26 protein-coding genes and 1 tRNA gene are annotated in these 24563 nt (G+C 66.0%); 14 read left to right on the top strand and 13 right to left on the bottom strand.

Going from position 1 to position 24563, the window contains the following annotated elements:
• Positions 1-82 precede the first annotated feature (82 nt).
• From GGQ62_RS04210 to GGQ62_RS04200, 3 genes are all read right to left on the bottom strand, one after another.
• Positions 83-958 carry a DUF3011 domain-containing protein gene (locus GGQ62_RS04210; RefSeq protein WP_152576355.1) on the bottom strand — a complete coding sequence of 292 codons (876 nt, stop codon included), beginning with the start codon at positions 956-958 and terminating at the stop codon, positions 83-85.
• A 22-nt stretch (positions 959-980) separates the two neighbouring features.
• On the bottom strand, positions 981-1778 hold the full coding sequence (locus GGQ62_RS16555) for a DUF3011 domain-containing protein (RefSeq protein WP_167649464.1): 798 nt from the start codon (positions 1776-1778) through the stop codon (positions 981-983).
• 71 nt (positions 1779-1849) lie between these two features.
• Positions 1850-2662 carry a DUF815 domain-containing protein gene (locus GGQ62_RS04200; protein ID WP_152576357.1) on the bottom strand — a complete coding sequence of 271 codons (813 nt, stop codon included), beginning with the start codon at positions 2660-2662 and terminating at the stop codon, positions 1850-1852.
• Positions 2663-2785: 123 nt separating this feature from the next.
• Between GGQ62_RS04200 and yajC the strand changes: the two genes are divergently transcribed.
• Genes yajC through secF form a run of 3 tightly spaced genes read left to right on the top strand, consistent with a single transcriptional unit; the run spans position 2786 to position 5688 of the window.
• A complete protein-coding gene (yajC, locus tag GGQ62_RS04195; protein ID WP_152576358.1) occupies positions 2786-3133 on the top strand; it encodes a preprotein translocase subunit YajC in 348 nt (115 codons plus the stop codon).
• A gap of 7 nt (positions 3134-3140) precedes the next feature.
• Complete coding sequence (gene secD, locus GGQ62_RS04190; RefSeq protein WP_152576359.1) at positions 3141-4736, top strand: protein translocase subunit SecD; 1596 nt, start codon at positions 3141-3143, stop codon at positions 4734-4736.
• Between the two features lie 10 nt (positions 4737-4746).
• Positions 4747-5688, top strand: a complete 942-nt coding sequence (secF, locus tag GGQ62_RS04185) for a protein translocase subunit SecF (RefSeq protein ID WP_152576360.1) — start codon at positions 4747-4749, stop codon at positions 5686-5688.
• Positions 5689-5756: 68 nt separating this feature from the next.
• On the opposite strand, the gene GGQ62_RS04180 is transcribed toward secF, so the two are convergent.
• The 5 genes from GGQ62_RS04180 to GGQ62_RS04165 form a co-directional block, all read right to left on the bottom strand.
• Complete coding sequence (locus GGQ62_RS04180) at positions 5757-6158, bottom strand: DUF3775 domain-containing protein (RefSeq protein ID WP_152576361.1); 402 nt, start codon at positions 6156-6158, stop codon at positions 5757-5759.
• Between the two features lie 76 nt (positions 6159-6234).
• Positions 6235-6357, bottom strand: coding sequence for a hypothetical protein (locus GGQ62_RS16550; RefSeq protein ID WP_279379623.1), 123 nt, complete (start codon positions 6355-6357; stop codon positions 6235-6237).
• Positions 6358-6362: 5 nt separating this feature from the next.
• Positions 6363-7328, bottom strand: coding sequence for an NAD(P)H-dependent flavin oxidoreductase (locus GGQ62_RS04175; RefSeq protein WP_152576362.1), 966 nt, complete (start codon positions 7326-7328; stop codon positions 6363-6365).
• Positions 7329-7360: 32 nt separating this feature from the next.
• On the bottom strand, positions 7361-8305 hold the full coding sequence (locus GGQ62_RS04170) for an isoaspartyl peptidase/L-asparaginase family protein (RefSeq protein WP_152576363.1): 945 nt from the start codon (positions 8303-8305) through the stop codon (positions 7361-7363).
• Between the two features lie 12 nt (positions 8306-8317).
• Positions 8318-8394, bottom strand: a tRNA-Met gene (locus tag GGQ62_RS04165).
• A gap of 123 nt (positions 8395-8517) precedes the next feature.
• Between GGQ62_RS04165 and GGQ62_RS04160 the strand changes: the two genes are divergently transcribed.
• The 6 genes from GGQ62_RS04160 to GGQ62_RS04140 all read left to right on the top strand — a co-directional run bounded on the left by GGQ62_RS04160 (position 8518) and on the right by GGQ62_RS04140 (position 12911).
• Positions 8518-8865 carry a thermonuclease family protein gene (locus GGQ62_RS04160; RefSeq protein WP_243445957.1) on the top strand — a complete coding sequence of 116 codons (348 nt, stop codon included), beginning with the start codon at positions 8518-8520 and terminating at the stop codon, positions 8863-8865.
• A 41-nt stretch (positions 8866-8906) separates the two neighbouring features.
• The gene (gene tolB, locus GGQ62_RS04155; protein WP_152576365.1) at positions 8907-10232 is read left to right on the top strand and encodes a Tol-Pal system beta propeller repeat protein TolB; all 1326 of its coding nucleotides are present in this window, start codon (positions 8907-8909) and stop codon (positions 10230-10232) included.
• Positions 10233-10315: 83 nt separating this feature from the next.
• On the top strand, positions 10316-10870 hold the full coding sequence (gene pal / locus GGQ62_RS04150; protein WP_152576366.1) for a peptidoglycan-associated lipoprotein Pal: 555 nt from the start codon (positions 10316-10318) through the stop codon (positions 10868-10870).
• Between the two features lie 57 nt (positions 10871-10927).
• Positions 10928-11833, top strand: coding sequence for a methionyl-tRNA formyltransferase (fmt, locus tag GGQ62_RS16240; RefSeq protein ID WP_152576367.1), 906 nt, complete (start codon positions 10928-10930; stop codon positions 11831-11833).
• Positions 11830-12615 carry a tRNA pseudouridine(38-40) synthase TruA gene (truA, locus tag GGQ62_RS04145; RefSeq protein ID WP_243446592.1) on the top strand — a complete coding sequence of 262 codons (786 nt, stop codon included), beginning with the start codon at positions 11830-11832 and terminating at the stop codon, positions 12613-12615. The genes fmt and truA overlap by 4 nt, the downstream gene beginning before the upstream one ends.
• 134 nt (positions 12616-12749) lie before the next feature.
• Entirely contained in the window at positions 12750-12911 is a 162-nt protein-coding gene (locus tag GGQ62_RS04140; protein ID WP_153401048.1) for a hypothetical protein, read from the top strand.
• Between the two features lie 11 nt (positions 12912-12922).
• Here GGQ62_RS04140 and GGQ62_RS04135 read toward each other — a convergent pair whose 3' ends face one another.
• Positions 12923-14407 (bottom strand): alkaline phosphatase, encoded by a 1485-nt coding sequence (locus GGQ62_RS04135; protein ID WP_207790456.1) that lies wholly within the window; start codon positions 14405-14407, stop codon positions 12923-12925.
• 43 nt (positions 14408-14450) lie between these two features.
• Positions 14451-15374, bottom strand: a complete 924-nt coding sequence (locus GGQ62_RS04130) for an isopenicillin N synthase family dioxygenase (RefSeq protein WP_152576369.1) — start codon at positions 15372-15374, stop codon at positions 14451-14453.
• 110 nt (positions 15375-15484) lie between these two features.
• Between GGQ62_RS04130 and GGQ62_RS04125 the strand changes: the two genes are divergently transcribed.
• Positions 15485-16366: a DUF481 domain-containing protein gene (locus GGQ62_RS04125; protein ID WP_167649463.1), complete on the top strand. Its 882-nt coding sequence runs from the start codon at positions 15485-15487 to the stop codon at positions 16364-16366.
• Here GGQ62_RS04125 and GGQ62_RS04120 read toward each other — a convergent pair.
• From GGQ62_RS04120 to GGQ62_RS16235, 3 genes are all read right to left on the bottom strand, one after another.
• The gene (locus GGQ62_RS04120) at positions 16354-17382 is read right to left on the bottom strand and encodes a hypothetical protein (RefSeq protein ID WP_152576371.1); all 1029 of its coding nucleotides are present in this window, start codon (positions 17380-17382) and stop codon (positions 16354-16356) included. The two genes, GGQ62_RS04125 and GGQ62_RS04120, sit on opposite strands and share 13 nt — an antisense overlap.
• Before the next feature lie 2 nt (positions 17383-17384).
• Positions 17385-18719, bottom strand: coding sequence for a methylenetetrahydrofolate--tRNA-(uracil(54)-C(5))-methyltransferase (FADH(2)-oxidizing) TrmFO (gene trmFO, locus GGQ62_RS04115; protein ID WP_152576372.1), 1335 nt, complete (start codon positions 18717-18719; stop codon positions 17385-17387).
• A gap of 66 nt (positions 18720-18785) precedes the next feature.
• Complete coding sequence (locus GGQ62_RS16235; RefSeq protein WP_243445958.1) at positions 18786-19580, bottom strand: PEPxxWA-CTERM sorting domain-containing protein; 795 nt, start codon at positions 19578-19580, stop codon at positions 18786-18788.
• Positions 19581-19987: 407 nt separating this feature from the next.
• Between GGQ62_RS16235 and GGQ62_RS04105 the strand changes: the two genes are divergently transcribed.
• From GGQ62_RS04105 to nuoI, 4 genes are all read left to right on the top strand, one after another.
• Positions 19988-20647: a choice-of-anchor C family PEP-CTERM protein gene (locus GGQ62_RS04105; RefSeq protein WP_152576373.1), complete on the top strand. Its 660-nt coding sequence runs from the start codon at positions 19988-19990 to the stop codon at positions 20645-20647.
• Between the two features lie 251 nt (positions 20648-20898).
• Complete coding sequence (nuoG, locus tag GGQ62_RS04100; RefSeq protein ID WP_152576374.1) at positions 20899-22902, top strand: NADH-quinone oxidoreductase subunit NuoG; 2004 nt, start codon at positions 20899-20901, stop codon at positions 22900-22902.
• Positions 22899-23975 (top strand): NADH-quinone oxidoreductase subunit NuoH, encoded by a 1077-nt coding sequence (nuoH, locus tag GGQ62_RS04095; protein WP_152576375.1) that lies wholly within the window; start codon positions 22899-22901, stop codon positions 23973-23975. The genes nuoG and nuoH overlap by 4 nt, the downstream gene beginning before the upstream one ends.
• Positions 23972-24460 (top strand): NADH-quinone oxidoreductase subunit NuoI, encoded by a 489-nt coding sequence (gene nuoI, locus GGQ62_RS04090; RefSeq protein WP_152576376.1) that lies wholly within the window; start codon positions 23972-23974, stop codon positions 24458-24460. Before nuoH ends, nuoI begins: the two co-directional genes overlap by 4 nt.
• Positions 24461-24563 lie beyond the last annotated feature (103 nt).

Raw genomic sequence — 24563 nt, 5'->3', positions numbered from 1 at the left:
CGGAATTGCCGTCCGTCATAGCGGGGCCGGGGGCGAGGCGGCAACCGTGCATCGGGGCTGCGTCGTTGGAGGCAGCGGCCGCTCAGCCGAAGGTCAGTTCCACCAATGTCGTCGGCGTGGCGCGGCAGAACACCGGGATGGTGCGGTTTTCGTCGGGATAGATGGCGAACAGCTGGAAGCGGAAACGGTAGCCGCCGTTGCCTTGCTGAATGTCGTCGAGGCGATCGAGGCGGATTTCGTTGCCGCCGGTTGCGCCGATCTGGCGCGCTGCCTCCTGAAGGCAGGTGTCGAGCGACGGCCGTGCCGATGGGGTGACGTCGCCGGTGTTGGCGGTAATCCGGGCCGGGGCACCGGTGGCGCCGGCCGGGGGAACAAAAGGTTCCTGCGGCAGCGGTGGCGCGGCGGTGCCGTTCTGCGCCGGAGGCGTTTTTTTCTTGTTGCCGGCGGCAAGCAGGGCGGCGAGGCCGGCAGCGACCGCGACGCCGCCGATGATGGCACCGGTCGATGGTCCACCACCGCCGTTGTTACCATTATTGCCGCCGTTGCGGGTCTGGAAATCGGCGCGGCAGCCGTGGTTGACCCAGATGACATCGCGTTGATAGCCCCAGCTGTGGCCCTGGCGGCAATCACCACCGCGCACCCGCGTCAGGCGGACCCCGCCGCGCGTGTCCGCCCGGCATTCGCGATAGCGATAATTCTGCGATTCGCAGCGGATCGAGGCGCCATCCCAGTTGCCGCCCTGGTTGCCACCGTTCCAGTTGCCGCCGTTCCAACTCCCGCCCTGGTTGCCCCCACCCCAGCCGCCGCCATTGTTGTTGCCGTTGCCAGGGCCTGGCCGGCCCGGCTGCGGACGTGCCCAGCGATCCGTGGGAGCCGCTTGTGCCAGCGCCGGCGCTGTCGCCGCGATCTGGGCGATTGCCATGGCCATCGCAGCGAGACAATTGGGCAGCCGGCGCATCGATCAGTCCCCGGATTTGCGATCAGAAGACGCGGAAACGTGCACGACAGCCGTTGTTGACCCAGACGGCGCCGCCATCGAAGCCCCAGCTGCGGTTCTGGATACATTCGCCGCCGAGCACGCGATCGATTTCGACGCGCGACTGGATGACGGCCGGGCAGCGTGCCGGGCGATAGTTGATGCTGTTGCATTCGATGATCTGGACGCCGGGGTAGCCGCCACCACCGCCATTGCCGCCGGCCCAGCCGCCACCGCCGCCGTTGCCGCCGCCCCAACCGCCACCGCCACCGCCACCGCCGTTGCCCGACACGAAATCGGCGCGGCAGCCGTTGATGACCCAGACCCCGTTGCGGTCGAAGCCCCAGTTGCCCTGGGTGCAGTCGCGCGAGAAGGTCTGCTGAATGCGAACACCGCCGCGCGTGTCCATCGGGCAGCGCGCCGGGCGGAAGTTCCAGCTTTCGCAGCGCACGACCTGGCCGGCGCCGGGTCGGCCGCCGCCGGGCCCCCAACCGCCGCCGCCGGGGCGACCGCCACCGGGATAGCCACCGCCGCGGGTCACCACGTTGAAGTTGGCGCGACAGCCGTTGTTGACGAAGACGCCGTTGCGGTCCCACCCCCAGTTGCCCGGGCGGCAATCCCCGGCAATGACATTGGCGACGCTGGCATCGACGATGCCCGGCACCGGACATTGGGCGGGGCGGAACTGCCAGGATTCGCAGCGGATGCGGCTGTTGGTCTGCGCAGCGGCCGGCGCCGCGAACAACAGCCCGCCCAGCAGCGCCGCCGCCGCCAGGCCGAGCCGGCGATAGAAAAATGTCATGGTCAAGCCCCCGTCCGACGTTCGCATTTTGCGGCAGTTTGTCGCTGCAGCAGGCAATTGTCGAGAGCGATTCAGAGCTTGACGCCGGCGGCGCCCGCGGTTTCGACCGTGAATTGCCAGGCGACCCGCCCCGACCGTGCACCGCGCCCCGCCGCCCAGGCCAGCGCCGCCGCCGGGTCGAACGCCAGGCCATGCGCGACCGCATAGTTGGCGCAAATGGCAAGATATTGCGCCTGGTCGCAGGCATGGAAGCCGAGCCGCAGGCCGAAACGGTCCGCAAGTGCCAGCTGGTCATCGGCGACGTCGCGCGGGTTGACCGGGTCGCTGTCCTGATCCGCCATCTGCCGCGGCACCAGGTTGCGGCGGTTGGAGGTGACGACCAGCCGGACATGGTCGGGACGCGCCATGACGCCGCCATCGAGCAGCGAGCGCAGTGCGTGGACCCGGCCATCATCGCCGTCGAGCGAAAGGTCGTCGAGGAATACGGTGAAGCGGCGCGGGCAGGCGGCAAGGATGCGGAACAGCTGCGGCAGGCGCGGCAGGTCGGGCTGCACCAATTGTACCAGCGCCACATCGAAGTCGCCCGCGACGAGATCGCCATGGACGGCACGGACCAGCGAGCTTTTCCCCATGCCGCGGGCGCCCCACAGCAGCACGTCGTGCGCCGGCAGGCCGGCGGCGTGGCGGCGGGCATTTTCGACCAGCTGCGCACGCTGGGCGTCGACTCCGGCGTAGAGCGCCAGCGGAGTCAACCGCGGCTGCGGCGCAGGCGCGAGGCCGGCGTCGCCGAACACGAACCAATGGCCGATCGCAGGATCGCCATCGACCGCCGGCGGCGACAGGCGTTCGAGCGCGGCGGCGATGCGGGCGAGGGGGTCGGACATGGTCCCGGCTGTAGCGCCACGGCCGGCGCTGGCAAAGGCCGACATTGCACCGACCGCCATGACAAGCTAGAGCGCGCACCAGTCCTATCCGGACAGACACCCGGACCCTAGAAAGCATTCTCCATGTTCGCATCCCCGGCTTATGCCCAGGCCGCTGCCGGCCCCGCCGGCGGCGCCACGGCCAGCCTGATCGCCTTCGTGCCCTACATCGCCATTTTCGCGATCTTCTATCTCCTGATGATCCGGCCGCAGCAGCAGCGCGCCAAGGCGCATCGCGCCATGATCGAAGCGGTGAAAAAGGGCGATACGGTCGTCACCGGCGGCGGCATCATCGGCAAGGTCACCCGCGTCGATGACGGTGAGGTCGAAGTGGAAGTGGCGCCGACGGTCAAGCTGAAGGTGCTGAAATCGACGCTGGCGGACGTGCGCGACCGCAATGCGCCGGTTGCCGCCAACGACGCCAAGGCCTGACCCGCGCGTGCTCGATTTTCCGCAGTGGAAGGTCTGGTCGATCTGGGCGACGATCGCAATCGGCTTCCTGTTCGCCTTTCCCAACTTCCTGACTCCCGAACAGGCGGCGCGGCTGCCGGCGTTCCTGCCATCGAACCAGCTCAGCCTTGGGCTCGATCTGCGTGGCGGCTCGCATCTGATGCTGGAAGCCAGCACCGACGACGTTCGCAAGACCAAGCTGGAAAGCCTTGAGGACACGGTCCGCGCCGAGCTGCGCCAGGCCAGCGGCGGTGCCATCGCCTTTACCGACATGTCGACCGCCGGCGGGCGATTGAGTCTGGTGATTTCCGATCCGTCGCGGGTCGATGCCGCCGTCGAAACGCTGAAGACCGTGACCCGGCCGCTGTCCGGCCTGACCGGCGCGCGCGATGTCGATGTGACGGTGGAGGCGGGCAATCGCATCATCCTGACCGAGAGCGACGCCGGTGTCGCGTCGTCGATCGACAGCGCCATGGCGCAGGCAGTCGAGGTCATTCGCAAGCGCATCGACGAACTCGGCACCCGCGAGCCGACGATCGTTCGGCAGGGCGCCAACCGCATCGTGGTCCAGGTACCGGGGTTGCAGGACCCGCAGGCGCTCAAGGCGCTGCTCGGCAAGACCGCCAAGCTCGAATTCAAGCTCGTCGATGTGGCCGCCGACCCGACCGAGGTCGCCCAGGGCCGCGCCCCGCCCGGCAGCCAGATCTTGCCGAGCCTCGATGGCGGGCCGGTGGTCGTCAAGCGCCGCGCCATCATAACCGGCGACCAGTTGATCGATTCCCAGGTGTCGCAGGACCAGAATGGCCAGCCGGCGGTGAGCTTTAGGTTCGATTCGACCGGCGGCCGGCGCTTTGCCCAGGCGACGCAGGAAAATGTCGGCCGTCCGTTCGCGATCATTCTCGACAACAAGGTGATTTCGGCACCCAATATCACCGAGCCGATCCTGGGCGGATCCGGGATCATTTCCGGCAGCTACACGGTGCAGACGGCGAACGAACTGGCGATCCTGCTGCGGTCGGGCAAGTTGCCGGTCGAACTCAAGGTCGTCGAGGAACGCACCGTCGGGCCCGACCTGGGGGCGGATTCGATCCGCGCCGGCAGCATCGCCGCGATCGTCGCCGTTATCGCCGTGTCCGTTCTGATGATCGTCACTTACGGCCGCTTCGGCGTCTATGCCGTCTTTGCACTGGTCATCAATGTCATGCTGATCCTGGCAGTCATGTCGGGCGCCGGCTTCACGCTGACGCTGCCGGGCATTGCCGGGCTGGTGCTGACCATCGGCGCCGCGGTCGACGCCAATGTGCTCATCAACGAACGCATTCGCGAGGAGCAACGCAAGGGGCGGGGTGTGATCGCTTCGGTCGAGGTCGGCTTCCGCGATGCGACGCGGACGATCTGGGACGCCAATTCGCTCAACATCATCGTCGCCATCATCATGTTCATCTTCGGTTCCGGGCCGATCAAGGGCTTTGCCGTGGTGCTGTCGATCGGCATCGCGACATCGGTGTTCACCGCGGTGACATTGGTGCGGTTGATCGTATCGCGCTGGCTGGCGCGGGCACGACCCGCGGTTCTGGTGATATAAGGGACAGGCCATGCCGTTGAAACTCGTTCCCGACAATACCAACATCGGCTTCGTCCGGCTGCGCTTCATTGCCTTTGCGGTGACGATGCTGCTGACGCTCGGTTCGCTGGGGCTGCTCGCCACCAAGGGGCTCAACCTCGGCGTCGATTTCGTCGGCGGGCTGACGATGGAAGTCGAGTTCAAGTCTCCGCCGCCGCTCGACGCGCTGCGCGCCAGGGTCGACAGCCTGGGCGTCGGCCAGTCCGCGCTGCAGGAGTTCGGCAGCCCGCGCAACATCCTGATCCGGCTGCCGCTGCCGGAAGGCGACCAGACGGCCGTGCAGCGTGTGGTGGCAAAGGTGCGCGCCGGACTGCAGGGCAATTACGGCGACCTGACCTTCCGCCGCGTCGAAAGCGTCTCCGGCAAGGTCTCCGGCGAGCTGATCGAGAGTGGAATCTGGGCGGTGGTACTATCGATGGCGGCGGTGGCGCTTTTCACCTGGTTCCGCTTCGAATGGTACTTCGGAATTTCGACGGTGGTTGCGCTGGTCCATGACGTTGTCGTGACGCTGGGCTTTTTCGCGCTGACCCAGCTGGAGTTCGACCTCAACGTCGTGGCGGCGGTGCTGACCATCATCGGCTATTCGCTTAACGACAAGGTCGTCATCGACGACCGCATCCGCGAGAATCTGCGCAAATATCGGACGATGGACATCGGGCCGATCATCGACCTGTCGGTCAACGAAACGCTGCCGCGCACCGTGATGACATCGGTAACGCTGCTCGCGGCCCTGGCATCGATGCTGTTGCTGGGCCCCGATGTCATCTTCGGCTTCACCGCGGCAATGATGCTCGGCATCGTCGTCGGCACCTATTCGTCGATCTTCGTATCGTCGTCGCTGCTGATCTCCCTGGGGGTCAAGACACGCGCGGCACCCGAAGTGTCGAACGCCGAGCGCGTGGTGCGGCGGTAACCGCAGCGGGCGGCGGCATCTGGCCCAGCCCGGAATCAACCCCTCCCGCGAGCGGGAGGGGTTTTTCGTCAGACGAGCGTTCCGACGCCGTCGCAGCTGAGATCGAAGGCAGCGAGACCGGCTTCGAGGTCGGTGCTCAGGGTCGGCTGTTCCAGCATCCATTCGACGATGGCATCGACTTCCTCGGCGGCGGCGTCGAGGGCGTCGGCCCATTCGCTGGCGTCGAAGGTGCCGCGGCCGACAAGCGCAAGGGCAATCACTTCGGCCTGCTCGTCTTCGGCAAGATCCTCGACGATCGCGCGCAGTTCGGCTTCGGAAGGATTGTCGCCATCATCCTCGATGGCATCGGCTTCGCCGTCGTCGGTGGGGTTGGAGCCCTCGTCGGGGTCGGTTTCCGGCAGCAGCGTTTCATATTCGCGCGCACGCTGGATGATCCGGCAGACGTTTTCGAGAGCGACAGCGAGTTCCATGGCAGCGGGCCTTTCGTTGATCGGGGCGATGTTAGGCCCGATCAACGAGCCGGTGAAGGCGGCGTTCCGTGCGATACTATGACAAAGGTGCTGCGCAGGCGCCGAAATTGACACAATATTGGCTGGCCATGCCAAGCAGCATGGCGGCGCCGATCCACAACAGCCGTCCGCGAGCGCCCAGGTTCATGTTGCCGATCATCAAACTCACTCCGCTGCCATGGCTGCGGCCGGCCGGCCGCTGATCCGCAATCTGGCGGCGTCATACTCGGATTTCAACCGCGCGACCAGCTGCGCCGCCGGCAACACCGCCTTGACCGCGCCGATGCCCTGGCCGCAACCCCAGATGTCCTTCCACGCCTTGGCGTCGGTGTTGCCGCCGCTGCCGAAATTCATGGCGCTGGGGTCGCTGACGGCGAGATTGTCGGGGTCCATGCCGGCGTTGACGATGGACGGACGCAGGTAATTGCCGTGCACGCCGGTGAACAGGTTCGAATAAACGATGTCGACGGCGTTGGAATCGACGATCATGTCCTTGTAGGCCGAGGCGGCACGGGCTTCCTCCGTGGCGATGAAGGCCGAGCCGATATAGCCGAAATCGGCGCCCATCGCTTCGGCGGCGAGGACGGCGCCGCCATTGGCGATGCTGCCCGACAACGCCAGCGGTCCGTCGAACCATTCGCGGATTTCCTGGATCAGCGCGAAGGGTGAGGTGGTGCCGGCATGGCCGCCGGCGCCGGCGGCGACCGCGATCAGGCCGTCGGCGCCCTTTTCAACCGCCTTCTTCGCAAAGGCATTGGTGATGACGTCATGCATCACGATGCCACCATAGCTGTGGATCGCCTCGTTGACGTCGTAGCGCGCGCCAAGCGACGTGATGATCAGCGGCACCTTGTATTTCACGCACAGCGCCAGATCGTCCATCAGCCGGTCGTTGGATTTGTGGACGATCAGGTTGACGGCATAGGGTGCGTCGTCGGGACCGAGCTCGGTCGACAGGCGCTGCAGCCATTCCTCGAACTGGGCAATAGGGCGGGCGTTGAGGCTGGGGAAGCTGCCGATGATGCCGGCGCGGCACTGCGCCATGACCAGCTCCGGCCCGGAAATGATGAACAGCGGCGACCCGATCACCGGGATCGACAGGCGGTTCTTGAACTGGGCAGGTATCGACATTGCGGCAAGCTCCCGAGCGGTTGACGCAAACGTTACCCTTCGTCGTCGAAGATTGCCACCAGTGGAGATTGAGAGGCGGTGACGCGGGCGCGGAACATGCCCGGGGTGTTGAACGACCAGCCGGCGCTGCCATCGGCACCGACAAAGATGACGCCGCCATCGCCGTCGATGCGCCGCAGCTCCTCGATGACGGCGTCGGCGGCCGTCTGGGTGTCGTCCCCGCGCAGCCGCACGCGCGCGCCGATCTCGTGGCCCGCGGCCACCCGGATGAAGTCCTCGCCCGACCCGGTGGCGGACACTGCGACCGAACGGTCATCCGCATAGGTGCCGGCGCCGATGATCGGCGAATCGCCGATCCGGCCCCAGCGTTTGCCGGTCAGTCCGCCCGTGGAGGTGGCGGCTGCCAGATGGCCGGCGGAGTCGCGGGCGACAGCACCGACAGTGCCGTATTTCAGTGTCTTGTCGAAGACCGATTCGCCGCGCGCGGCAGCGGCCTTCATCGCGGTCAGCGCCTGCCAGCGCGCATCGGTGCCGAACCAGGCCGGATCGACCTGCGGCAACCCCGCTTCCAGCGCGAAGCAGTCGGCACCCTCGCGCGCCAGCAGCACATGCGGCGTGCGTTCCATGACAGCGCGGGCGAGGGCGACCGGATTGCGGGTGCGCGTCACCCCGGCGACGGCGCCGGCGGCGCGGCTGCTGCCGTCCATGATCGCCGCATCGAGCTCGTTGCGACCTTCGGCGGTGAAGACCGCGCCGCGGCCGGCGTTGAACTGCGGATCATCCTCCAGCGTCATGACCGCAGCCTCAACGGCATCGAGAGCGGTGCCGCCACTGTCGAGGATGGCGCTGCCGACCGCGAGCGCGGTGGCCAGGCCGGCGCGGAAGCCGGCTTCGGCATCGGCGGTCATCGTCGGGCGAGTCATGCGGCCCGAACCGCCGTGGATGACGAGTGACCAGAGCGGAGCGGAAGGGGACATGAGGCGGGCCTTTGGTAGCAGCGGGCAGATTTGAACTGCCGACCTCCGGGTTATGAATCCGGCGCTCTCACCAACTGAGCTACGCTGCCAAAGGACCAGCGGCGCGGTTGCCACTGGTTGATGAGGCGCCCCTATAGTCGCGCCCCGGCAAGGGGGTCAACACCAGTGGCGCCGATTGCGGAGCACGGTTAGGGAATGCCATGCCGACCGCCTTGCCTCCCGCCATCATATGCGAACGCCCCTGGGTCAGCGATGGCGACACGCTGTCGTGCCGCAACCTGCCGGCGCGGGTGCGCATGCTGGGCATCGACGCGCCCGAACTGCCGGGCCATTGCAACGCCGGGCGGCGTTGCACGCCGGGCAATGGTGCGGCGTCGAAGCGGGTGCTGATCGGGCTGGTCCGGTCGGGCCCGGTGCTGGTCAAGCCGCAAGGTTATGACCGATATGACCGCATCCTGGCGCGCGTCAGTGTCAACGGCGTCGATCTGTCGTGCGCCATGCTGGCGCGCAAGGCGGCGGTGCGGCGATATGCGATGATTGCATGTCCCAAGGTGCGATAGCGGGTTTCGCGGGCGGGGCGGCCGGTGCTACACAACCGGCCATGCGTATCCTGTTCTTCGCGCTCAGCGCGCTCGCCGCTCCCGCCCTCAGCCCTGCATCCGCCGCGCCGATCCGGGTCGATATCAATTCCGGGATCGCCCAGCCGCTGCCGATCGCGATACCGGCCTTTGCGACGCCGGCCGAGGCGACGACCGAAGCCGGCGGCACCGGTGATCTGGGGGCGCGGGTCGCAAAGGTCATCGCGGATGACCTCAAGTCGTCGGGGCTGTTCCGGCCGATCGACCCGGCCGCCTATACGACGCGGGTGACGATGCCCGATGTGACCCGGCCGCAGTTCGCCAACTGGCGCACGGTGGCGGCGCAGGCGCTGGTCACCGGAACGGTCACGGCCAACCCGGATGGCGGGGTGACGGTCGGTTGCTACGCCTATGACGTGTTCTCGGCCGAGGAACTGGCGCGTCAGGGATTTGTCACCACGGCCGCAGGCTGGCGGCGGGCAGCCCACAAATGCGCCGACCTCGTCTATGCCCGGCTGACCGGGGAAACCGGCTATTTCGACAGCCGCATCGTCTATGTGTCGGAGACGGGATCGAAGACGAAGCGGATCAAGCGGCTGGCGGTCATGGACCAGGACGGTGCCGGGCATCGCTTTCTGACCAGCGGCCAGAATCTGGTGCTGACGCCGCGTTTCGCGCCGAACCAGCAGACCATCACCTATATGTCGTTCGAGGGCAATCGGCCGCGGGTCTGGCTTTACACCCTGGGGTCGGGGCGCCAGCAGGCGATCGGCGATTTTCCGAACATGAGCTTTGCACCGCGGTTTTCGCCCGATGGCAGCAACCTGATCTTCTCGATGTCGGTCGGCGGCAACACCGATGTCTACCGGATGGATATTGCCAGCCGCCGGCTGACGCGGCTGACGACCCAGCCCGGCATCGACACGGCGCCGAGCTATTCGCCCGATGGCAGCCGTATCGTCTTCGAAAGCGACCGCGGCGGGTCCCAGCAACTCTATGTCATGAATGCCGATGGTTCGGGACAGCAGCGCATCAGCTTCGGCGACGGCCGCGCCGCCACGCCGGTGTGGAGCCCGCGTGGCGACCTGATCGCCTTCACGCGGATCGGTGGCGGGCGGTTCTCGATCGGCGTGATGAAGCCCGATGGTTCGGGCGAGCGTCTGCTGACCAATGCCTATCAGGACGAAGGCCCGACCTGGTCGCCCAATGGCCGGGTCATCCTGTTCTTCCGTTCGGCGCGGGGTGGCCCGGTCGATCTCTATTCGGTCGACCTGTCCGGACAGAACGAGCGCAAGGTGCCGACACCGCTCGATGGCTCCGACCCGGCCTGGTCGCCGCTATTGCCATAGATTGCGTTGCAATTGGAACGGGGTCGCAGCGTCCGGCGTTGCTGTGCTAAGGTTTTTCTGAACTCATCGAGGAAGGTTTTGCGATGTCGCAGCGTCTGATTGTTCTGCCCGTCATCACCGTGCTGGCGCTGGGTGTATCGGCTTGCGCCACCAAGAAGAAGGATCTGCCGCCGGCACCGCCGAGCGCCGTCACGGCCCCTGCGACCGACACCACCCCGCGCGATCCCAATGCCGGCGCGCCGACCACCGGTGTCGGGTCGACCAACATCCCCGGCTCCTCGGCTGATTTCGTTGCCCAGTCGGGCAGCGACACGGTGCTGTTTCCCTATGACAGCTATGATATCGACGACGAAGCCAAGACCATTCTGGGCAAGCAGGCCGAATGGCTGGCGCGCTACCCGACGGTCAAGGTGACGGTCGAAGGACATACCGATGAACGCGGCACCCGCGAGTATAACCTCGCGCTCGGCGATCGCCGCGCCACGGCAGCGAAGAACTTCCTGGCGGCGCAGGGTGTTGCGACCAGCCGGATGACCACGATCAGCTATGGCAAGGAACGCCCGGTCGCCGAAGGCAGTGACGAATCCGCGTTCGCACGCAATCGCCGCGCCGTTACCGTGGTGGCGGTCACCAACTGAGGCGGCAGCGGGGGCGACACTGGCGTGGCGGCCCCGAATAAGCGATAGCCTGCGGCAATGCGAACGATCTTCATGGGCACGCCGCCCTTTGCGGTGCCGGCACTCGAGGCGCTGATTGCGGCGGGGCATGATGTCGTTGCGGTCTACACCCGCGCGCCGCAACCGGCGGGGCGCGGCAAGGCCCTTGCCAAGTCTGCCGTTCATGTGCGTGCCGAAGCCCTGGGGCTGCCGGTCGAAACGCCCGCGACGTTGAAGACGGCCGATGCCCAGGCACAGTTCGCCGCATGGAATGCCGAGGTGGCGGTGGTCGCGGCCTATGGTTTGCTGTTGCCACAGGCGGTGCTCGACGCGCCGGTGCTTGGCTGCATCAACATCCATGCCTCGCTGTTGCCGCGCTGGCGCGGCGCGGCACCGATCCAGCGTGCCATCCTCGCTGGCGATACGGAAACCGGTGTTACCATCATGGCGATGGCAGCCGGGCTCGATACCGGGCCGATGATCCTGTCCGATGCGACGCCGGTGGGTGACAAGACGGCGGGCGCGCTGACGGCGGAACTCGCCGCAATGGGTGCGCGGCTGGTCGTCGAGGCGCTGGCCGGAACCTGTCCGCGCGTGCCGCAGCCCGACGAAGGCGTGACGCTGGCGCCCAAGATCGGCAAGGCCGAAGCGCGGCTCGACTTCGGGCAGACTGCCGAGGCGGTGGCGCGGGCAGTGCGGGCTTTCAATCCGGCACCTGGCGCATGGACGCTGATCGGCGGCGAACGGCTGAAGATTCTGGCAGCGTCGGTCGTGACGGGGCATTTCACCCCGGGCGTGATTGCCGATGGCCAGCTGACCATCGGCACCGCGGCGGGCGGGTTGCGGCCGACGCTGGTGCAGCGCGCCGGCAAGCCGGCAATGCCGACGGCCGACCTGCTCAATGGCTGGCCGCTGCCGCCGGGAACCGCCGTCGATCCGGCGTGACGACGCGGTTTCGGATCACTGTCGAGTTCGATGGCCGGCCCTATGCCGGCTGGCAGCGGCAGGACAATGCGCCATCGGTCCAGGGTGCCATCGAGGCGGCGATCCATGCCATCAGCGGTGAAACGGTGCAGGTTCATGGTGCCGGACGCACCGATGCCGGGGTCCATGCCGCGGCGATGGTGGCCCATTTCGACCTGGCGCGACCGTTCACGCCGTTCCGGCTGGTGGAAGCGATCAACGGGCGCCTGCGGCCGCAGCCGATCGCGGTGCTCGATTGCGTGGAGGCTCCGGGCTTTCATGCCCGGTTCGACTGCACCGGGCGGGCCTATCGCTACACCATCATCAACCGGCGCGCGCCGTTGACGGTTCAGCGCGGTCTGGCATGGCAGGTGCCGGCGCTGCTGGATGCCGACGCCATGGCTGCGGCGGCGCAACTGCTCGTCGGACGGCATGATTTCACCACGTTCCGGTCGACCGCGTGCCAGTCGGCGTCACCCATCAAGACGCTCGACCGCCTCGACGTGGCGCGGGATGGCGAGCTGATATCGGTGGTCGCCGAGGCACGCTCGTTTCTGCACCACCAGGTGCGTTCGATGGTCGGCTGTCTCAAGCTGGTCGGGCAGGGGCGCTGGTCGGCGGCAACGCTGGCATCGGCGCTGGCGGCCTGCGATCGCCGCGCATTGGGGCTCAACGCCCCGGCCGATGGCCTGACCTTCATTTCGGCACGCTACGGCCAGGTGTCGGACAGGTTTACAATCATTGATGACCGGTCAGAGCTGTAGGTAGCAAATTCAGCGACTTGGCGTGCGACCCGGGCGTGGCACGAGATTTGCATGAAATTGGGCAGATCATACATGCTGTCGCGTCAGGATAATCAGTGGAAAACAAGGATGCACGTCCCGCGGGACGTGTCGGCGTGACTCGACTGCTGGGGATATTGGGCCTTCTGGTCGGCCTGGCGATCGGTGCTGCGGCGGCGTTCGGCATTGCCGGTGCGGGGGCCGGGGTCGGGGCCGAAGTCGGGTCGGGCGCTGATCGGTCGGGCGCTGCACGGCCGGCGGTGCAGGTCAGCCAATAAGCGCTGCCGGTCTAATTCCAGCCCAGCGCTTGGGCGATGATGTGGAAGATGACATTCTGTTCGAGGACGCCGCCGACGAGATTCCCGCGCGGACCATCGGCGAACAGCGCGACATCCTCGCCGCCATGCGACTCGCTCTGGGTGCCGTAGACCTTGTCGGTGAGATAATTCTTGTCGGTGGGCGGCAGCAGGCGCGACAGCCCGGGGCTGAGGAACGGGCCATTGGCATAGGTGAGGGTGGTCATCGGCCGGCCACGATCGTCCAGCGCATAGCCTTCCTTGCTGACCAGGGGCCCGCCTTCGCCGCCCTTGGCGTTCTTGATATAGCCAAGGATATCGTTGCCGCGTTCGGGGTAGCCCGCCATGTTCAACGTATGGCTGTGGTCGGCGGTGACCAGCACCAGCGTGTCGTTGAGGTCGACCGATTTGAGCACGGCGGCGACGGCACGGCTGAACTGCTGGGCGTCGGTGAGCGCGCGATAGGGATTGGTCCCGTGATGGGCATGGTCGATCCGGCCACCTTCGACCATCAGATAATAGCCCTTGGGGGATGACGCCTGCAGGCGCTTGACGGCAAAGGTCGCCAGCTCGGTCAGGCTGGGTTCGATCGCCGGATCGCGATCGGCCTCGAAGCTGAGGTGATCGGCGGTGAACAGCCCGAGCACCGGTCCGGGGGCCGCGGTGATGGCGCGGAAGTCGGCAGCGTTGCCGACGAACTGGCCCCTTGGGAAGCGCGCCTGCCATTTGGCGACGAGATCGGCGCCATCGTCACGCAAGCCGCCGGCAGCGACCGGCCGGAACCGTTCAAGCCCACCGCCGAGAACGATATCGAGGCCGCCGCCGGGGCGGAAGTCCACCAGCTGGGTGGCGAGATCGGGGCAACCGGCGGCGCGGGCGGCTGCGGGAAAGGCCTTGTCAGCGCCTTCCCAGTTGCGGCTGTAGGCGTGGCCATAGACGGCGGCCGGCGTCGCATGGGTGATGCGCGTCGTCGTGACAACGCCGACCGCCATGCCGCGATCCTTGGCGATCTCGGCAAGGGTTCGCGGCAGCTTGTCGGGCGTCTTGCAGGCGTCTGGGCCTTGGCCCGCATAGAAATTGATGACGCCGATATCGGTCTTGACGCCGGTGTTCATGGCGCTGGCCGTGCCGGCGCTGTCCGGCACCTGGGCATTGGCGTTATAGGTCTTGACCAGTGCGACATTGGGCAGGCGTTCGAAGGCGAGGCTGTTCTCTTCGCCGCTGCGGCGCGGCAGGCCGTCCCCCGGGTGCTGGCCGTCGAAAATGCGCGCGGCGGTGATGGTGCTGATGCCCATGCCGTCGCCGATCATCAGGATGACGTTTTTGGCGTGTTTCGGGCGGTTCACCACGGTCATGCGCTGGTTGAGCGCAGCGCGGCCGGCATCCCAGAAGGCGTCGGCCTGCGGCGTCTGGAGGGTCGGGGCCGCCATTGCCGGTGTTGCCAGCAGGACAGCCAGAAGACGGGTGACAGCGCGCATGAATCGACTTTCCCTGGTTGCCGCTCGCAATGCGGCATGAATGTTACAGAAGTTTGATTTCGCGCAGCCGCTCGTGAAGATAGGCATCGGCGGTGATGGGCGGGGCGGTCAACGGGCCACCGGGCATCGTTTCGATCCGGTAATCGGGCCGGAAATGCAGGAAGAACGGCGTCGAATAGCGCGGGAAGGCCGCACGTTCCGGCACCGGGTTGACGACCCGGTGCGTCGTCGACGGCAACCGGCCCCCGGTGAGGCGCTGCAGCATGTCGCCGATGTTGCACACCAGGCTGCCTTGGGGCGCGGCGATGTCGTGCCATGTGCCATCGGGCGACAGAAGCTGCAGCCCGGCTTCCTCGGCGCCCAGCAGCAGGGTGATGACGTTGATGTCCTCATGGGCGCCGGCACGGATGGCCCCGGCCTCGGCGATCTGCACCGGCGGATAATGGAGCAGGCGCAGGATCGAATTGCCCTCGGCCACCGGCTCGTCGAAGAAGTCCGGGGCGCGCTGCAGATGGACGGCGATGGCCCGCAGCATGCGGCGGCCGGCGGCATCGAGCGCGGCATAGAGCGCGCCGACGGCGGCATGAAAGTCCGGGACTTCGTCGGGCCAGATATTGGGCGGCATGGTCGCGCTGAAACGGTGGCCGGCCGGCAGGTCGCGGCCGACATGCCAGAATTCTTTCAGGTCGGCGCGCGCTGCGCCCTTGGCAGCTTCGATGCCGAAGGCGGTCATGCCGCGCTGGCCACCGCCGCCCGGAATGACGTAACGTGCCTTGGTCGCGGCCGGCAGCGCGAACAGCGCACGGGTGGCGATCAGCGCGCGGTCGATGAGCGACTGCGGAATGCCATGGTCGGCGACGACAGCGAAGCCGGTGCGGCGGAAGGCATCACCGAAGGCGGCAGCGGCGGCCGGAAGGTCGGTATCGACAAGGCTGAGGCGAATCGGCTGGATATCGGCGATTGTCATGCCGCTGAATAGCGCCGGCACCGCGCCGGTGACAACTGCGAGTGGCCGCAAAAGCCTTGTTTCCACCCGAATCGCTATGCAACAAGGCCTTCGTGAGCAACATGATGAAAATGCCCATATTTCTGATTTCGGCCGTGCTTGGCGCGGCACCTGTGGCCGCGGCTAGCCTGCCACCCGCCGTGGCGGCGATGATCGATGCCGCCGCCGCCAAGCCCGACCAGCTGAGGATCGTCGCCGAGATCGCGCGCAAGACCAACCCCGGTGCCACGGCCGAGATCGACGCACGGGTGGCGATGCACAATCGTGCCCAGGCGGCTTCGCACGAACTGAAACTGGCAACGCAGGGCGTTCTCGAAGGTTGGAGCGGATCCGGCGAAGTCGGCGGTTTCGCCGCGTCGGGGAACACCGACAATCGCGGGGTCGCCATCGGTGTCAACGTCGCCAAGGTGACGCGCGAATGGAAGCACTCGCTGCGCGGGCAGGTCGATTACCAGGAAGACCAGGGGGTGAAATCGCGTGAACGCTATTTTGCCGGCTATGAGGGCAATTACAGCATCACGCCCGACGCCTATGCCCTGCAGACGATTGCCTATGAACGGGACGTGTTTTCCGGGTTCAGCCGACGCTTCGCCCAGTCGCTCGGGCTTGGCTACAAGCTGATCAACCGATCGAATATCAGCCTTGCTCTGGAAGGCGGCGCGGCGCTGCGCCAGACGCTTTACACAAGTGGCATCAACAGCAACGTGTTCGCCGCCCGTGGCGGTCTGAACGGCAAGTGGTTGATCAACAAGACGCTGACGCTGAGCCAGAATGCAACCGTGTACGACGACAGCAGCAACATGTCGGTCTTTTCGCTGACCGCGGTGACGGCGAAGGTGACGGGGGCCATGTCGGCGCGGATGTCGTTCCAGCTCAACAGCGAGAGCAATCCGCCCCCGGGGCTGGAAAGGGTCGACACGACGAGCCGGGTGACGCTGGTCTATTCCTTCTGACCCGCGTCAGGGGCAGGGTCGCTTGCCTCAATGCCGATCGCCAGCAGCCAGGACAGTCCATGGGCGGCGAGGTAGAGCACGCCCTGCGCCGCCATCAACGCCGCGACCTGCACCGAAGCATCACCGGTCAGGTCGACGGCGAGGGCGGCGAACAGCAGTTCCTTGTTGGGCACCGGCATACGGCCGATGACGAGGCGCAGTGCACCCAGTACCAGCCAGGTGCCGACGCCGATCGCCGGCAGGGCGACGAACCAGGTGGCAACCAGCAGGAAATGCATCGCCGAGACGCGAAACAGGTGGAGCCAGAAGCTGCGCATGTTGGCAGCGACGGTAAGCGTCAGCAGCCGGTTGCGGTTGAAGACGATGGTCAGGCTGAGCGCGATGAGCAGGGCAAAGCCGATGATCATGCGGCGCACCGTTGTCGGGTCGACCTCGCTGTTGAGGATGGTCTCGCCGCCCAGCACGACGGCGAGGATGAGCATCAGCAGGGTAAACAGATTGCCGGCAAGGCCGGACATGATGGCGACGTCCTTGATCGCCGCGATCGGGGCTTCGGCGGCATGGCTGCCGGGGCCGTCGCCGCGCCCGAGCTTGGGCGCCGCCGCATCGTCGGGGGTGAAGGCGATCTTGAAGCGCGTCGCCGCCCAGGCCATCATGAACGCGTCGCCGGCATAGCTGAACAGCGCCTCGTTCATCACCCGGCGTTTCAGGAACATGGCGAGGGTACGCCAGCCGAGCCGCCACCAGTGGCGGAAGATCTCCCAATCGACGAGCGGTTGCAGGAAATAGAAGGCGAGGAACAACAGCCAGTAGAGCGGCCGGGTCGGTGTGACGGCGACGAGCTGGCGCCAGCCGACATCGAAGATGGCCTGGGCGAGCAGTCCCAGGATGATCGCCGACATGACGAAGCTGGCGATCATCTTGAAGCGCCCGCCGGCGGGGGAATCGAACCAGCGCCGCGCCCGGTTGATGCGCGCGAATGCCGGCGCCAGCAGGGCCGATCCGCCGCCGGCCACGGCTATGCCGCCATCCAGCCGGCGAGGTCGGCGCGCGCGCGCGCGACAAGCGCCGGCTTGCGCTGATCCTTCGAAAGCGGCGGCGGCACCAGCGGCGGAAACAGGCCGAAGTTGACGTTCATCGGCTGGAAATGCTTGGCGTCGGCGCCGCCGGTGATGTGGCCGAGGAGTGCGCCCAGCGCCGTCGTGACCGGGGGCGGCACCGGGGTGTCGCCCCGGGCGTCGGCGATGGCGAAGCGCGCGGCGAGCAGCCCGATCGCGGCCGATTCGACATAGCCTTCGCAACCGGTGATCTGCCCGGCAAAGCGCAGTCGCAGGTCTGCCTTGAGGCGCAGCGTGTCGTCGAGCAGCACCGGCGACTTGATGAAGGTGTTGCGGTGCAGCCCACCCAGGCGGGCAAATTCGGCCTTTTCGAGCCCCGGGATCATCCGGAAAACCCGGACCTGGTCGGCATGGCGCATCTTGGTCTGAAATCCGACCATGTTCCACAGCGTGCCGAGGGCATTGTCCTGACGCAACTGGACGACGGCCCAGGCACGCCTGCCGGTACGCGGGTTGGTCAGGCCGACGGGTTTCATCGGTCCGAAGCGCGGCGTGTTGCGACCGCGTTCGACCATCACCTCGATCGGCATGCAGCCATCGAAATAGGGGGTGTTGGCTTCCCAGTCCTTGAAATCGGTGGTTTCCGCGGCGAGCATCGCGTCGACAAAGGCATTATACTGATCCTTGTCGAGCGGGCAGTTGAGATAATCCTGCGTGTCGCCATGCTCGTTGGGCCGGTCCCAGCGCGATTGGGCCCAGGCGATGTCCATGTCGATCGAATCGCGGTGGATGACCGGCGCGATGGCGTCGAAAAAAGCGAGGCTTTCCTGTCCGGTCAGGTCGCGAATGGCCTCGGCGAGCGGCGTCGCGGTCAGGGGGCCGGTGGCGATGATGACATTGCGCCAGTCGGCCGGCGGCAGCCCGGCGACCAGTTCCCGGCGGACGGTGATAAGGGGTTCGGCATCGATGGCGGCGGTGACGCGCCCGGCGAAATCATCCCGATCCACGGCCAGCGCCGACCCGGCGGGCACCCGCGCAGCGTCGGCGGCGGCCATGATGAGGCTGCCGAGCGCGCGCATTTCCTGATGGATCAGCCCGACGGCGTTGTTGTCGGGATCGTCCGACCGAAAACTGTTCGAACAGACGAGCTCGGCGAGCTTGTCGGTGTGGTGCGCTTCGGTGCCCTGCACGCCGCGCATTTCGTGAAGAATGACGGGAATGCCGGCGCGGGCGCAGGCCCAGGCCGCTTCCGAACCGGCGAGGCCGCCGCCGACGATGTGGATGGGGCTGGTCATCGCCCCCCTATGCCGGGACGCGGCAGCCGCCGCAACGGCCGCCGCGTCCCGGGGGACGAAGGTGTGCTAGGCCAGCACCGCACGCTGCCGGCGCTGAATGGCGCCGACCAGGCCAAAGCCTGCGATCAGCATCGCCCAGCTGCCGGGTTCCGGGACCATGGCAAAGGTCTGCATGTCGCCGCCGTCGACCGTCATGCCGATCCCGAGGCGAATGCGCGTCGAAGGCAGCTGCGTCCGATCGAGATTGGCATAGATCGCGTTTAGCGCTGCAAAGTCCACGGCGTTGGGACGGGTGTTCGCCAATGTGCCGTTGGCGCCGCCGGCGGTACCGGCTGCATCATTGGTATAATCCATGCAACTGCCGGTGTTGGCATTGGTGCGAACAGCGTTGGTATGGTCGAGGCCGAGGGTGTGGCCGAGTTCCTGGCAGACCGTATAGTCGCGCCAGGCGGCGGTGTTGTATCTTGTCGTCGCAAAATAGAAGTCGTTGAGCTTGACCGTCGCCTGGACGACGAAGCCGCCCGACAGCCAGATGTTGGTATAGCCCAGCCAGCCATTGGCACCGTAATTGGCGCTGCAGATCTGGACACCGCCGAATTTTGGGTTGCAGGTCGATGGGTTGCTGGCGCCCGTCGTCACCAGGAAGTCGATGTTGTCGGCGGCGGACCAGGCGTTCGCTGCGGTCGCCAGATAGGGCACCCATGTGGAACTGATATTGCTGCCGATGGCAATCTGCAGCGGGCCGGTTCGCGCCCAATGATACCCATTCCAGGACTGCGGCAGCAGCGCGGCTGCGGCCGGTGTTGCAGTCACCGCGAGCGCACACCCGAGTGCCGCGGTCAACGTCTTGATCCCACCCATGTGCTCAGTGCTCCCGGACGGCCCTGCGCCGGAATGGCGCTATCCCCCCGGGCACGTCCAAGACCTCTCTATTCCATCCGTCTTGTGAGAGTCCTTAAGCCGGCCGCCAAAACGCCCCGAGATGCGATCGGTTCCCATTTTTTGCGGTGGACTGAGCAATAAACTTCCCGACAGCGCATATTTCATTACGGCTCCGCGGCCAACTTCAGCAATTTAGAAACCAATATAACGACGGTCTGTACTAGATCGTTTCGGATACGCACATGAGACGGCTGGAATAGTGTAAGACCTGGTTTACATTATGGATGTGTTATGAATTCTTAACTGACTGAAATAGAATGTCGGGGTCAATTGGCATGGTTATTGCATTGGTAAGTATTGCGGGGTTTGTTAGTGGAGTTTAGTGCATGAACAGGGTAATTCGGGCGGTCGCCGTTATCGGCGCGGGCCTTATGGCGGTGTCGGCCAACGCTGCCATCATCACCAACGGCAGCTTTGAACTCGGCACCGATCCCGGTGTCTTCAGCACGGAAAATGTCGGCAGCACTGCGATTACCGGCTGGACCGTCGGTGGCTTCGGCGTCGATTACATCGGCAGCTATTGGCAGGCATCGGACGGCGTGCGTTCGATCGATCTCTCGGCACTCAGCTCGGGCAGCTTGTCGCAGACGATCGCGACCGTCGCCGGCACGACCTATACGGTGACCTTCGACGTGTCGGGCAACCCCGATGGTGGTCTCGGCAACAAGGTGCTGGTGTCGAGCATCAGCGGATCGCTGCCGAACGTGATCAGCTATGAGATCACGCCGGGCAATTCGCGGTCGAACATGAACTGGCTGACGTACAGCTACGACTTCACGGCCTTTTCGAACACCAGCGTGCTGACGTTTGCCAGTGCCGAATTTTCGCCCTTCGGTCCGGCGATCGACAACGTCTCGATCGTCACCAGCGGCGGTGGCGGCGGTGCAACGGTTCCGGAACCGAGCGTCTGGGCCATGCTGTTGATCGGCTTCGGCGCTGTCGGCTTTGCCGCACGCGCCCGCAAGGGTCACCAGGTCAACGCCTGATGCGCGTCGCTGGCGCGTAAGGGTCAGCGCGCGGCGATCTGCGTTCCGTGAAAAGGCCCGGGTTCCCCCGGGCCTTTTTTGCATTGCGGCAGGACGCGGCGACGGGTGCTTCCCATCGGCGGGTGCGCTCGCTATAGCCGCGGCAAGACGGTGTCGTGCCGCGCCCAGCTTTGGATCACACTATGGCGAGCCGCCATCCCGTATATTCCGATGCCCATGATGTGCATGTCCCGGCGGGAGCCCGCTGACCCATGCCGAAATTGACCGTAGATGGCGTTGAAGTCGAAGTGCCGGCCGGCGCCACCGTGCTGCAGGCGTGCGAAGCCGCCGGCGCCGAAATCCCGCGTTTCTGCTACCATGAACGGCTGAGCATCGCCGGCAATTGCCGCATGTGCCTCGTCGAGATGGAAAAGTCGCCCAAGCCCGTCGCCAGCTGCGCAATGCCCGCGGCCGATGGCCAGGTGGTCATGACGACGACCGCCAAGGTGAAGAAGGCGCGCGAGGGGGTGATGGAGTTCCTGCTCATCAACCATCCGCTCGATTGCCCGATCTGCGACCAGGGCGGTGAATGCGACCTGCAGGACCAGAGCATTGCCTATGGCAAGGGCTTCACCCGCTATCACGAGAACAAGCGCGCGGTGACCGAGAAGTTCATGGGTCCGCTGGTCAAGACCACCATGACGCGATGCATCCATTGCACCCGCTGCGTGCGTTTTGCGCAGGAAGTCGCCGGCGTCGAGGAGATCGGCGCGATCGGGCGCGGCGAGAACATGCAGATCACCAGCTATCTGGAAAAGGCGGTGACGTCGGAGGTATCGGGCAACATCATCGACTTGTGCCCGGTCGGCGCGCTGACGTCCAAGCCCTACGCCTTTCAGGCGCGCCCCTGGGAGCTGAAGAAGACCGACGGCATCGACGTGATGGATGCCATCGGCTCCAACATCGTCATCGGATCGCGTGGCCCGGCAGTGTTGCGCGTGACGCCGCGCATCAACGACGATGTCAACGAGGAGTGGCTGAGCGACAAGGCGCGCTTTGCGCATGACGGACTGGCCGAGCGCCGGCTCGACCGTCCCTATGTGCGCCGCGGCGGCGCGCTGGTGGCAGCGACGTGGACCGAAGCCTTTGCCGCGATCAAGGACGGGCTGGCGGGTATCCCGGGTGACGCGATCGCCGGCATCGTCGGCGATCTGGCCGCGGTCGAGGACATGGTGGCATTCAAGGATCTGCTCGGCACCCTGGGAGCGAAACGGATCGAATCGCGCCAGGACGGGGCGGTGTTCGGCAGCGCCGGACGGAGCGATTATCTGTTCAATTCGGGCCTTGCCGGGATCGAGAACGCCGATGTCGTGGTGCTGGTCGGGTGCGACCCGCGGCGCGAGGCGCCGCTGTTGAATGTCCGGCTGCGCAAGAAGGCGGCGCGCGGGCTTTCGAAGGTGTTCGCGATCGGCCCTGCGGTCGACCTGTCCTATCCGGTGACATGGCTGGGGGACGACGCCGGGCTGCTGGCCAACGTCCCGGAAGCGCTGGTGGCGGCGCTGGCAGCGGCCGAACGCCCGGCGGTGATCGTCGGCATGGGGGCGCTGATGGTGCCGGGGCTGTTCGGCGCGGCGCAGGCCTTTGCCGGCGCGCATCTGGTGCGCGACGGCTGGCAGGGCTGGAATGTGCTGCACACGGCAGCGGCAAGGGTCGGCGCGCTCGATCTCGGGCTGGTCGCCGATGGCGTCGAAGCGATTGCGGCGGATAGCGGTGTGAAGGCCCTGTTCCTGCTCGGTGCAGACGAAGTCGATGCCGGCGCCGGTGCGTTCACCGTCTACATCGGCACGCACGGCGACCGCGGCGTGCGCCACGCCGATGTGATTTTGCCGGCGGCGGCTTTTAGCGAAAAGCCCGGCACCTGGGTCAATCTGGAAGGCCGGGTCCAGCGTGGGCTTCGCGCCGTGTTCCCGCCGGGCGATGCCCGGGAAGACTGGACGATCCTTCGCGCGCTGTCGGCGGTGCTCGGTCAGCCTTTGCCCTATGACGATCTGCCGATGCTGCGCGCGCGTATTGGCGCCGAATGGCCGCACCTGGCCGGTGGCGAAGCCGTGGTGACGACGCCCGGCGCGGCCTTGCCCGCGATGCCGGCGCCGACGGGCCCGTTGCCGCTGGCGATTTCCAACTATTATCTGACCAATCCGATTGCGCGCGCCAGCGAGACGATGGCGGATTGCGTGGCGCAGATCCTGCAGCCGTTGCAGGAGGCCGCCGAGTGACCTTCACGGGGCAATTCCAGGCGTGGCTGGGCGATGGGCCGGGCTGGTTCGCGGCCAATCTGCTGCTCATCCTCGCGATCATCCTGCCGGTCATGGTCGGCGTCGCCATGGCGGTCTATGCCGATCGCAAGATCTGGGCGGCGATGCAGATGCGGCGCGGGCCCAATGTAGTCGGGCCGTTCGGGCTGCTGCAGACCTTTGCCGATGCGGCCAAGCTGTTCCTGAAGGAAACCATCATTCCGTCGGGCGCCTCGACGGCGGTCTTCCTGCTGGCACCGATGATCAGTTTCGTGCTGGCGCTGGCGATCTGGGCGGTCATGCCGTTCGATGCCGGGCTGGTGCTTGCCGATCTCAACGTCGGGCTTTTGTACGTGTTCGCTGTCTCGTCGATGGGTGTCTATGGCATCATCATGTCGGGTTGGGCGTCGAACTCCAAATACCCGTTCCTCGGCGGGCTGCGGTCGGCGGCGCAGATGGTCAGCTATGAAGTGTCGATGGGGTTCATCCTCGTCGCGGTCATGCTTTATGCCCAAAGCCTCAACCTCAGCGAGATCGTGCTGGCGCAAAAGGGCAATGTGCTCGGCATCCTCAACGGCAACATCTTCAACCCGCTGCTGTTCCCCAGCGCGATCATGTTCTTCATCACGGCATTGGCCGAAACCAACCGGCCACCGTTCGATCTGCCCGAAGCGGAATCGGAACTGGTCGCCGGCTATCAGATCGAATATTCGTCGATGTCGTTCGCGCTGTTCTTCCTCGGGGAATACGCGAACATCCTGTTCATGTGCGCGCTCATTCCGGTGCTGTTCCTCGGGGGGTGGCTGCCGCCGCTCGACTGGGCGCCTTTGTACGTGGTGCCGGGTTTCGTCTGGATGCTGCTCAAAATGGCATTCATGTTCTTCTGCTTCGCCTGGGTGAAGGCGGCGGTGCCGCGCTATCGTTATGACCAGCTGATGCGGCTGGGGTGGAAGGTATTCCTGCCGCTGTCGCTCGGCTGGGTCGTCGTGGTTTCGGGCTGGCTGCTGTTCTTCACCGACAAATTCGCGACGGCCCCAGGGAGTGTTGGCCTGTGACCGCTGTTTTTCGCGCTGCCAAATCACTGCTTTTGCTCGAATTCATCGCCGGACTCGGCTTGACGATGAAATATTTCTTCCGGCCGAAGGTGACGCTCAACTACCCCTATGAAAAGGGCCCGCTGAGCCCGCGGTTCCGCGGCGAGCATGCCCTGCGGCGTTACCCCAATGGCGAGGAACGCTGTATTGCGTGCAAGCTGTGCGAGGCGGTGTGCCCGGCGTTGGCGATCACCATCGAGGCCGAGCCACGGGCTGATGGCAGCCGGCGCACGACGCGCTACGACATCGACATGACCAAGTGCATCTATTGCGGGCTGTGCCAGGAGGCGTGCCCGGTCGATGCCATCGTCGAAACGGCCAATTTCGAATTTTCGACCGAGACGCGCGAAGAACTGATCTACGACAAGGCGAAACTCATCGCCAATGGCGACAAGTGGGAGCGGAGCATCGCTGCGAACCTTGCGGCGGATGCACCGTGGCGGTAACAGCGCGTCCATTCGCTGCGGCAGGCTGCCGTACTTCAGCAGACGTCATCGTTCCGAAGGCGCGAGCCTGCACCCCTTTCGTCGGGACGCAGGGTTGCCGCCG

This window comes from Polymorphobacter fuscus, from assembly GCF_011927825.1.
In the GTDB taxonomy this organism is placed as follows: domain Bacteria; phylum Pseudomonadota; class Alphaproteobacteria; order Sphingomonadales; family Sphingomonadaceae; genus Sandarakinorhabdus; species Sandarakinorhabdus fusca.
Note: the sequence above shows the minus strand (reverse complement) of the source record. Positions and strands in the feature narration are given on the sequence as shown.

Coding starts and splice junctions, on each gene's coding strand:
- GGQ62_RS04180 (WP_152576361.1), bottom strand. CDS start 6,158: ATGGAACTCGCTGTCGCTCTCGAAAACGTCTGCCGGATCATCCAGCGT.
- GGQ62_RS16555 (WP_167649464.1), bottom strand. CDS start 1,778: ATGACATTTTTCTATCGCCGGCTCGGCCTGGCGGCGGCGGCGCTGCTG.
- GGQ62_RS04135 (WP_207790456.1), bottom strand. CDS start 14,407: ATGCGCGCTGTCACCCGTCTTCTGGCTGTCCTGCTGGCAACACCGGCA.
- GGQ62_RS04200 (WP_152576357.1), bottom strand. CDS start 2,662: ATGTCCGACCCCCTCGCCCGCATCGCCGCCGCGCTCGAACGCCTGTCG.
- GGQ62_RS16550 (WP_279379623.1), bottom strand. CDS start 6,357: ATGATCGGCAACATGAACCTGGGCGCTCGCGGACGGCTGTTGTGGATC.
- nuoG (WP_152576374.1), top strand. CDS start 20,899: ATGCCGAAATTGACCGTAGATGGCGTTGAAGTCGAAGTGCCGGCCGGC.
- trmFO (WP_152576372.1), bottom strand. CDS start 18,719: ATGACCAGCCCCATCCACATCGTCGGCGGCGGCCTCGCCGGTTCGGAA.
- tolB (WP_152576365.1), top strand. CDS start 8,907: ATGCGTATCCTGTTCTTCGCGCTCAGCGCGCTCGCCGCTCCCGCCCTC.
- GGQ62_RS04130 (WP_152576369.1), bottom strand. CDS start 15,374: ATGACAATCGCCGATATCCAGCCGATTCGCCTCAGCCTTGTCGATACC.
- yajC (WP_152576358.1), top strand. CDS start 2,786: ATGTTCGCATCCCCGGCTTATGCCCAGGCCGCTGCCGGCCCCGCCGGC.
- fmt (WP_152576367.1), top strand. CDS start 10,928: ATGCGAACGATCTTCATGGGCACGCCGCCCTTTGCGGTGCCGGCACTC.
- GGQ62_RS04105 (WP_152576373.1), top strand. CDS start 19,988: ATGAACAGGGTAATTCGGGCGGTCGCCGTTATCGGCGCGGGCCTTATG.
- GGQ62_RS04170 (WP_152576363.1), bottom strand. CDS start 8,305: ATGTCCCCTTCCGCTCCGCTCTGGTCACTCGTCATCCACGGCGGTTCG.
- pal (WP_152576366.1), top strand. CDS start 10,316: ATGTCGCAGCGTCTGATTGTTCTGCCCGTCATCACCGTGCTGGCGCTG.
- GGQ62_RS04175 (WP_152576362.1), bottom strand. CDS start 7,328: ATGTCGATACCTGCCCAGTTCAAGAACCGCCTGTCGATCCCGGTGATC.
- GGQ62_RS04210 (WP_152576355.1), bottom strand. CDS start 958: ATGCGCCGGCTGCCCAATTGTCTCGCTGCGATGGCCATGGCAATCGCC.
- secF (WP_152576360.1), top strand. CDS start 4,747: ATGCCGTTGAAACTCGTTCCCGACAATACCAACATCGGCTTCGTCCGG.
- GGQ62_RS16235 (WP_243445958.1), bottom strand. CDS start 19,580: ATGGGTGGGATCAAGACGTTGACCGCGGCACTCGGGTGTGCGCTCGCG.
- GGQ62_RS04125 (WP_167649463.1), top strand. CDS start 15,485: ATGCCCATATTTCTGATTTCGGCCGTGCTTGGCGCGGCACCTGTGGCC.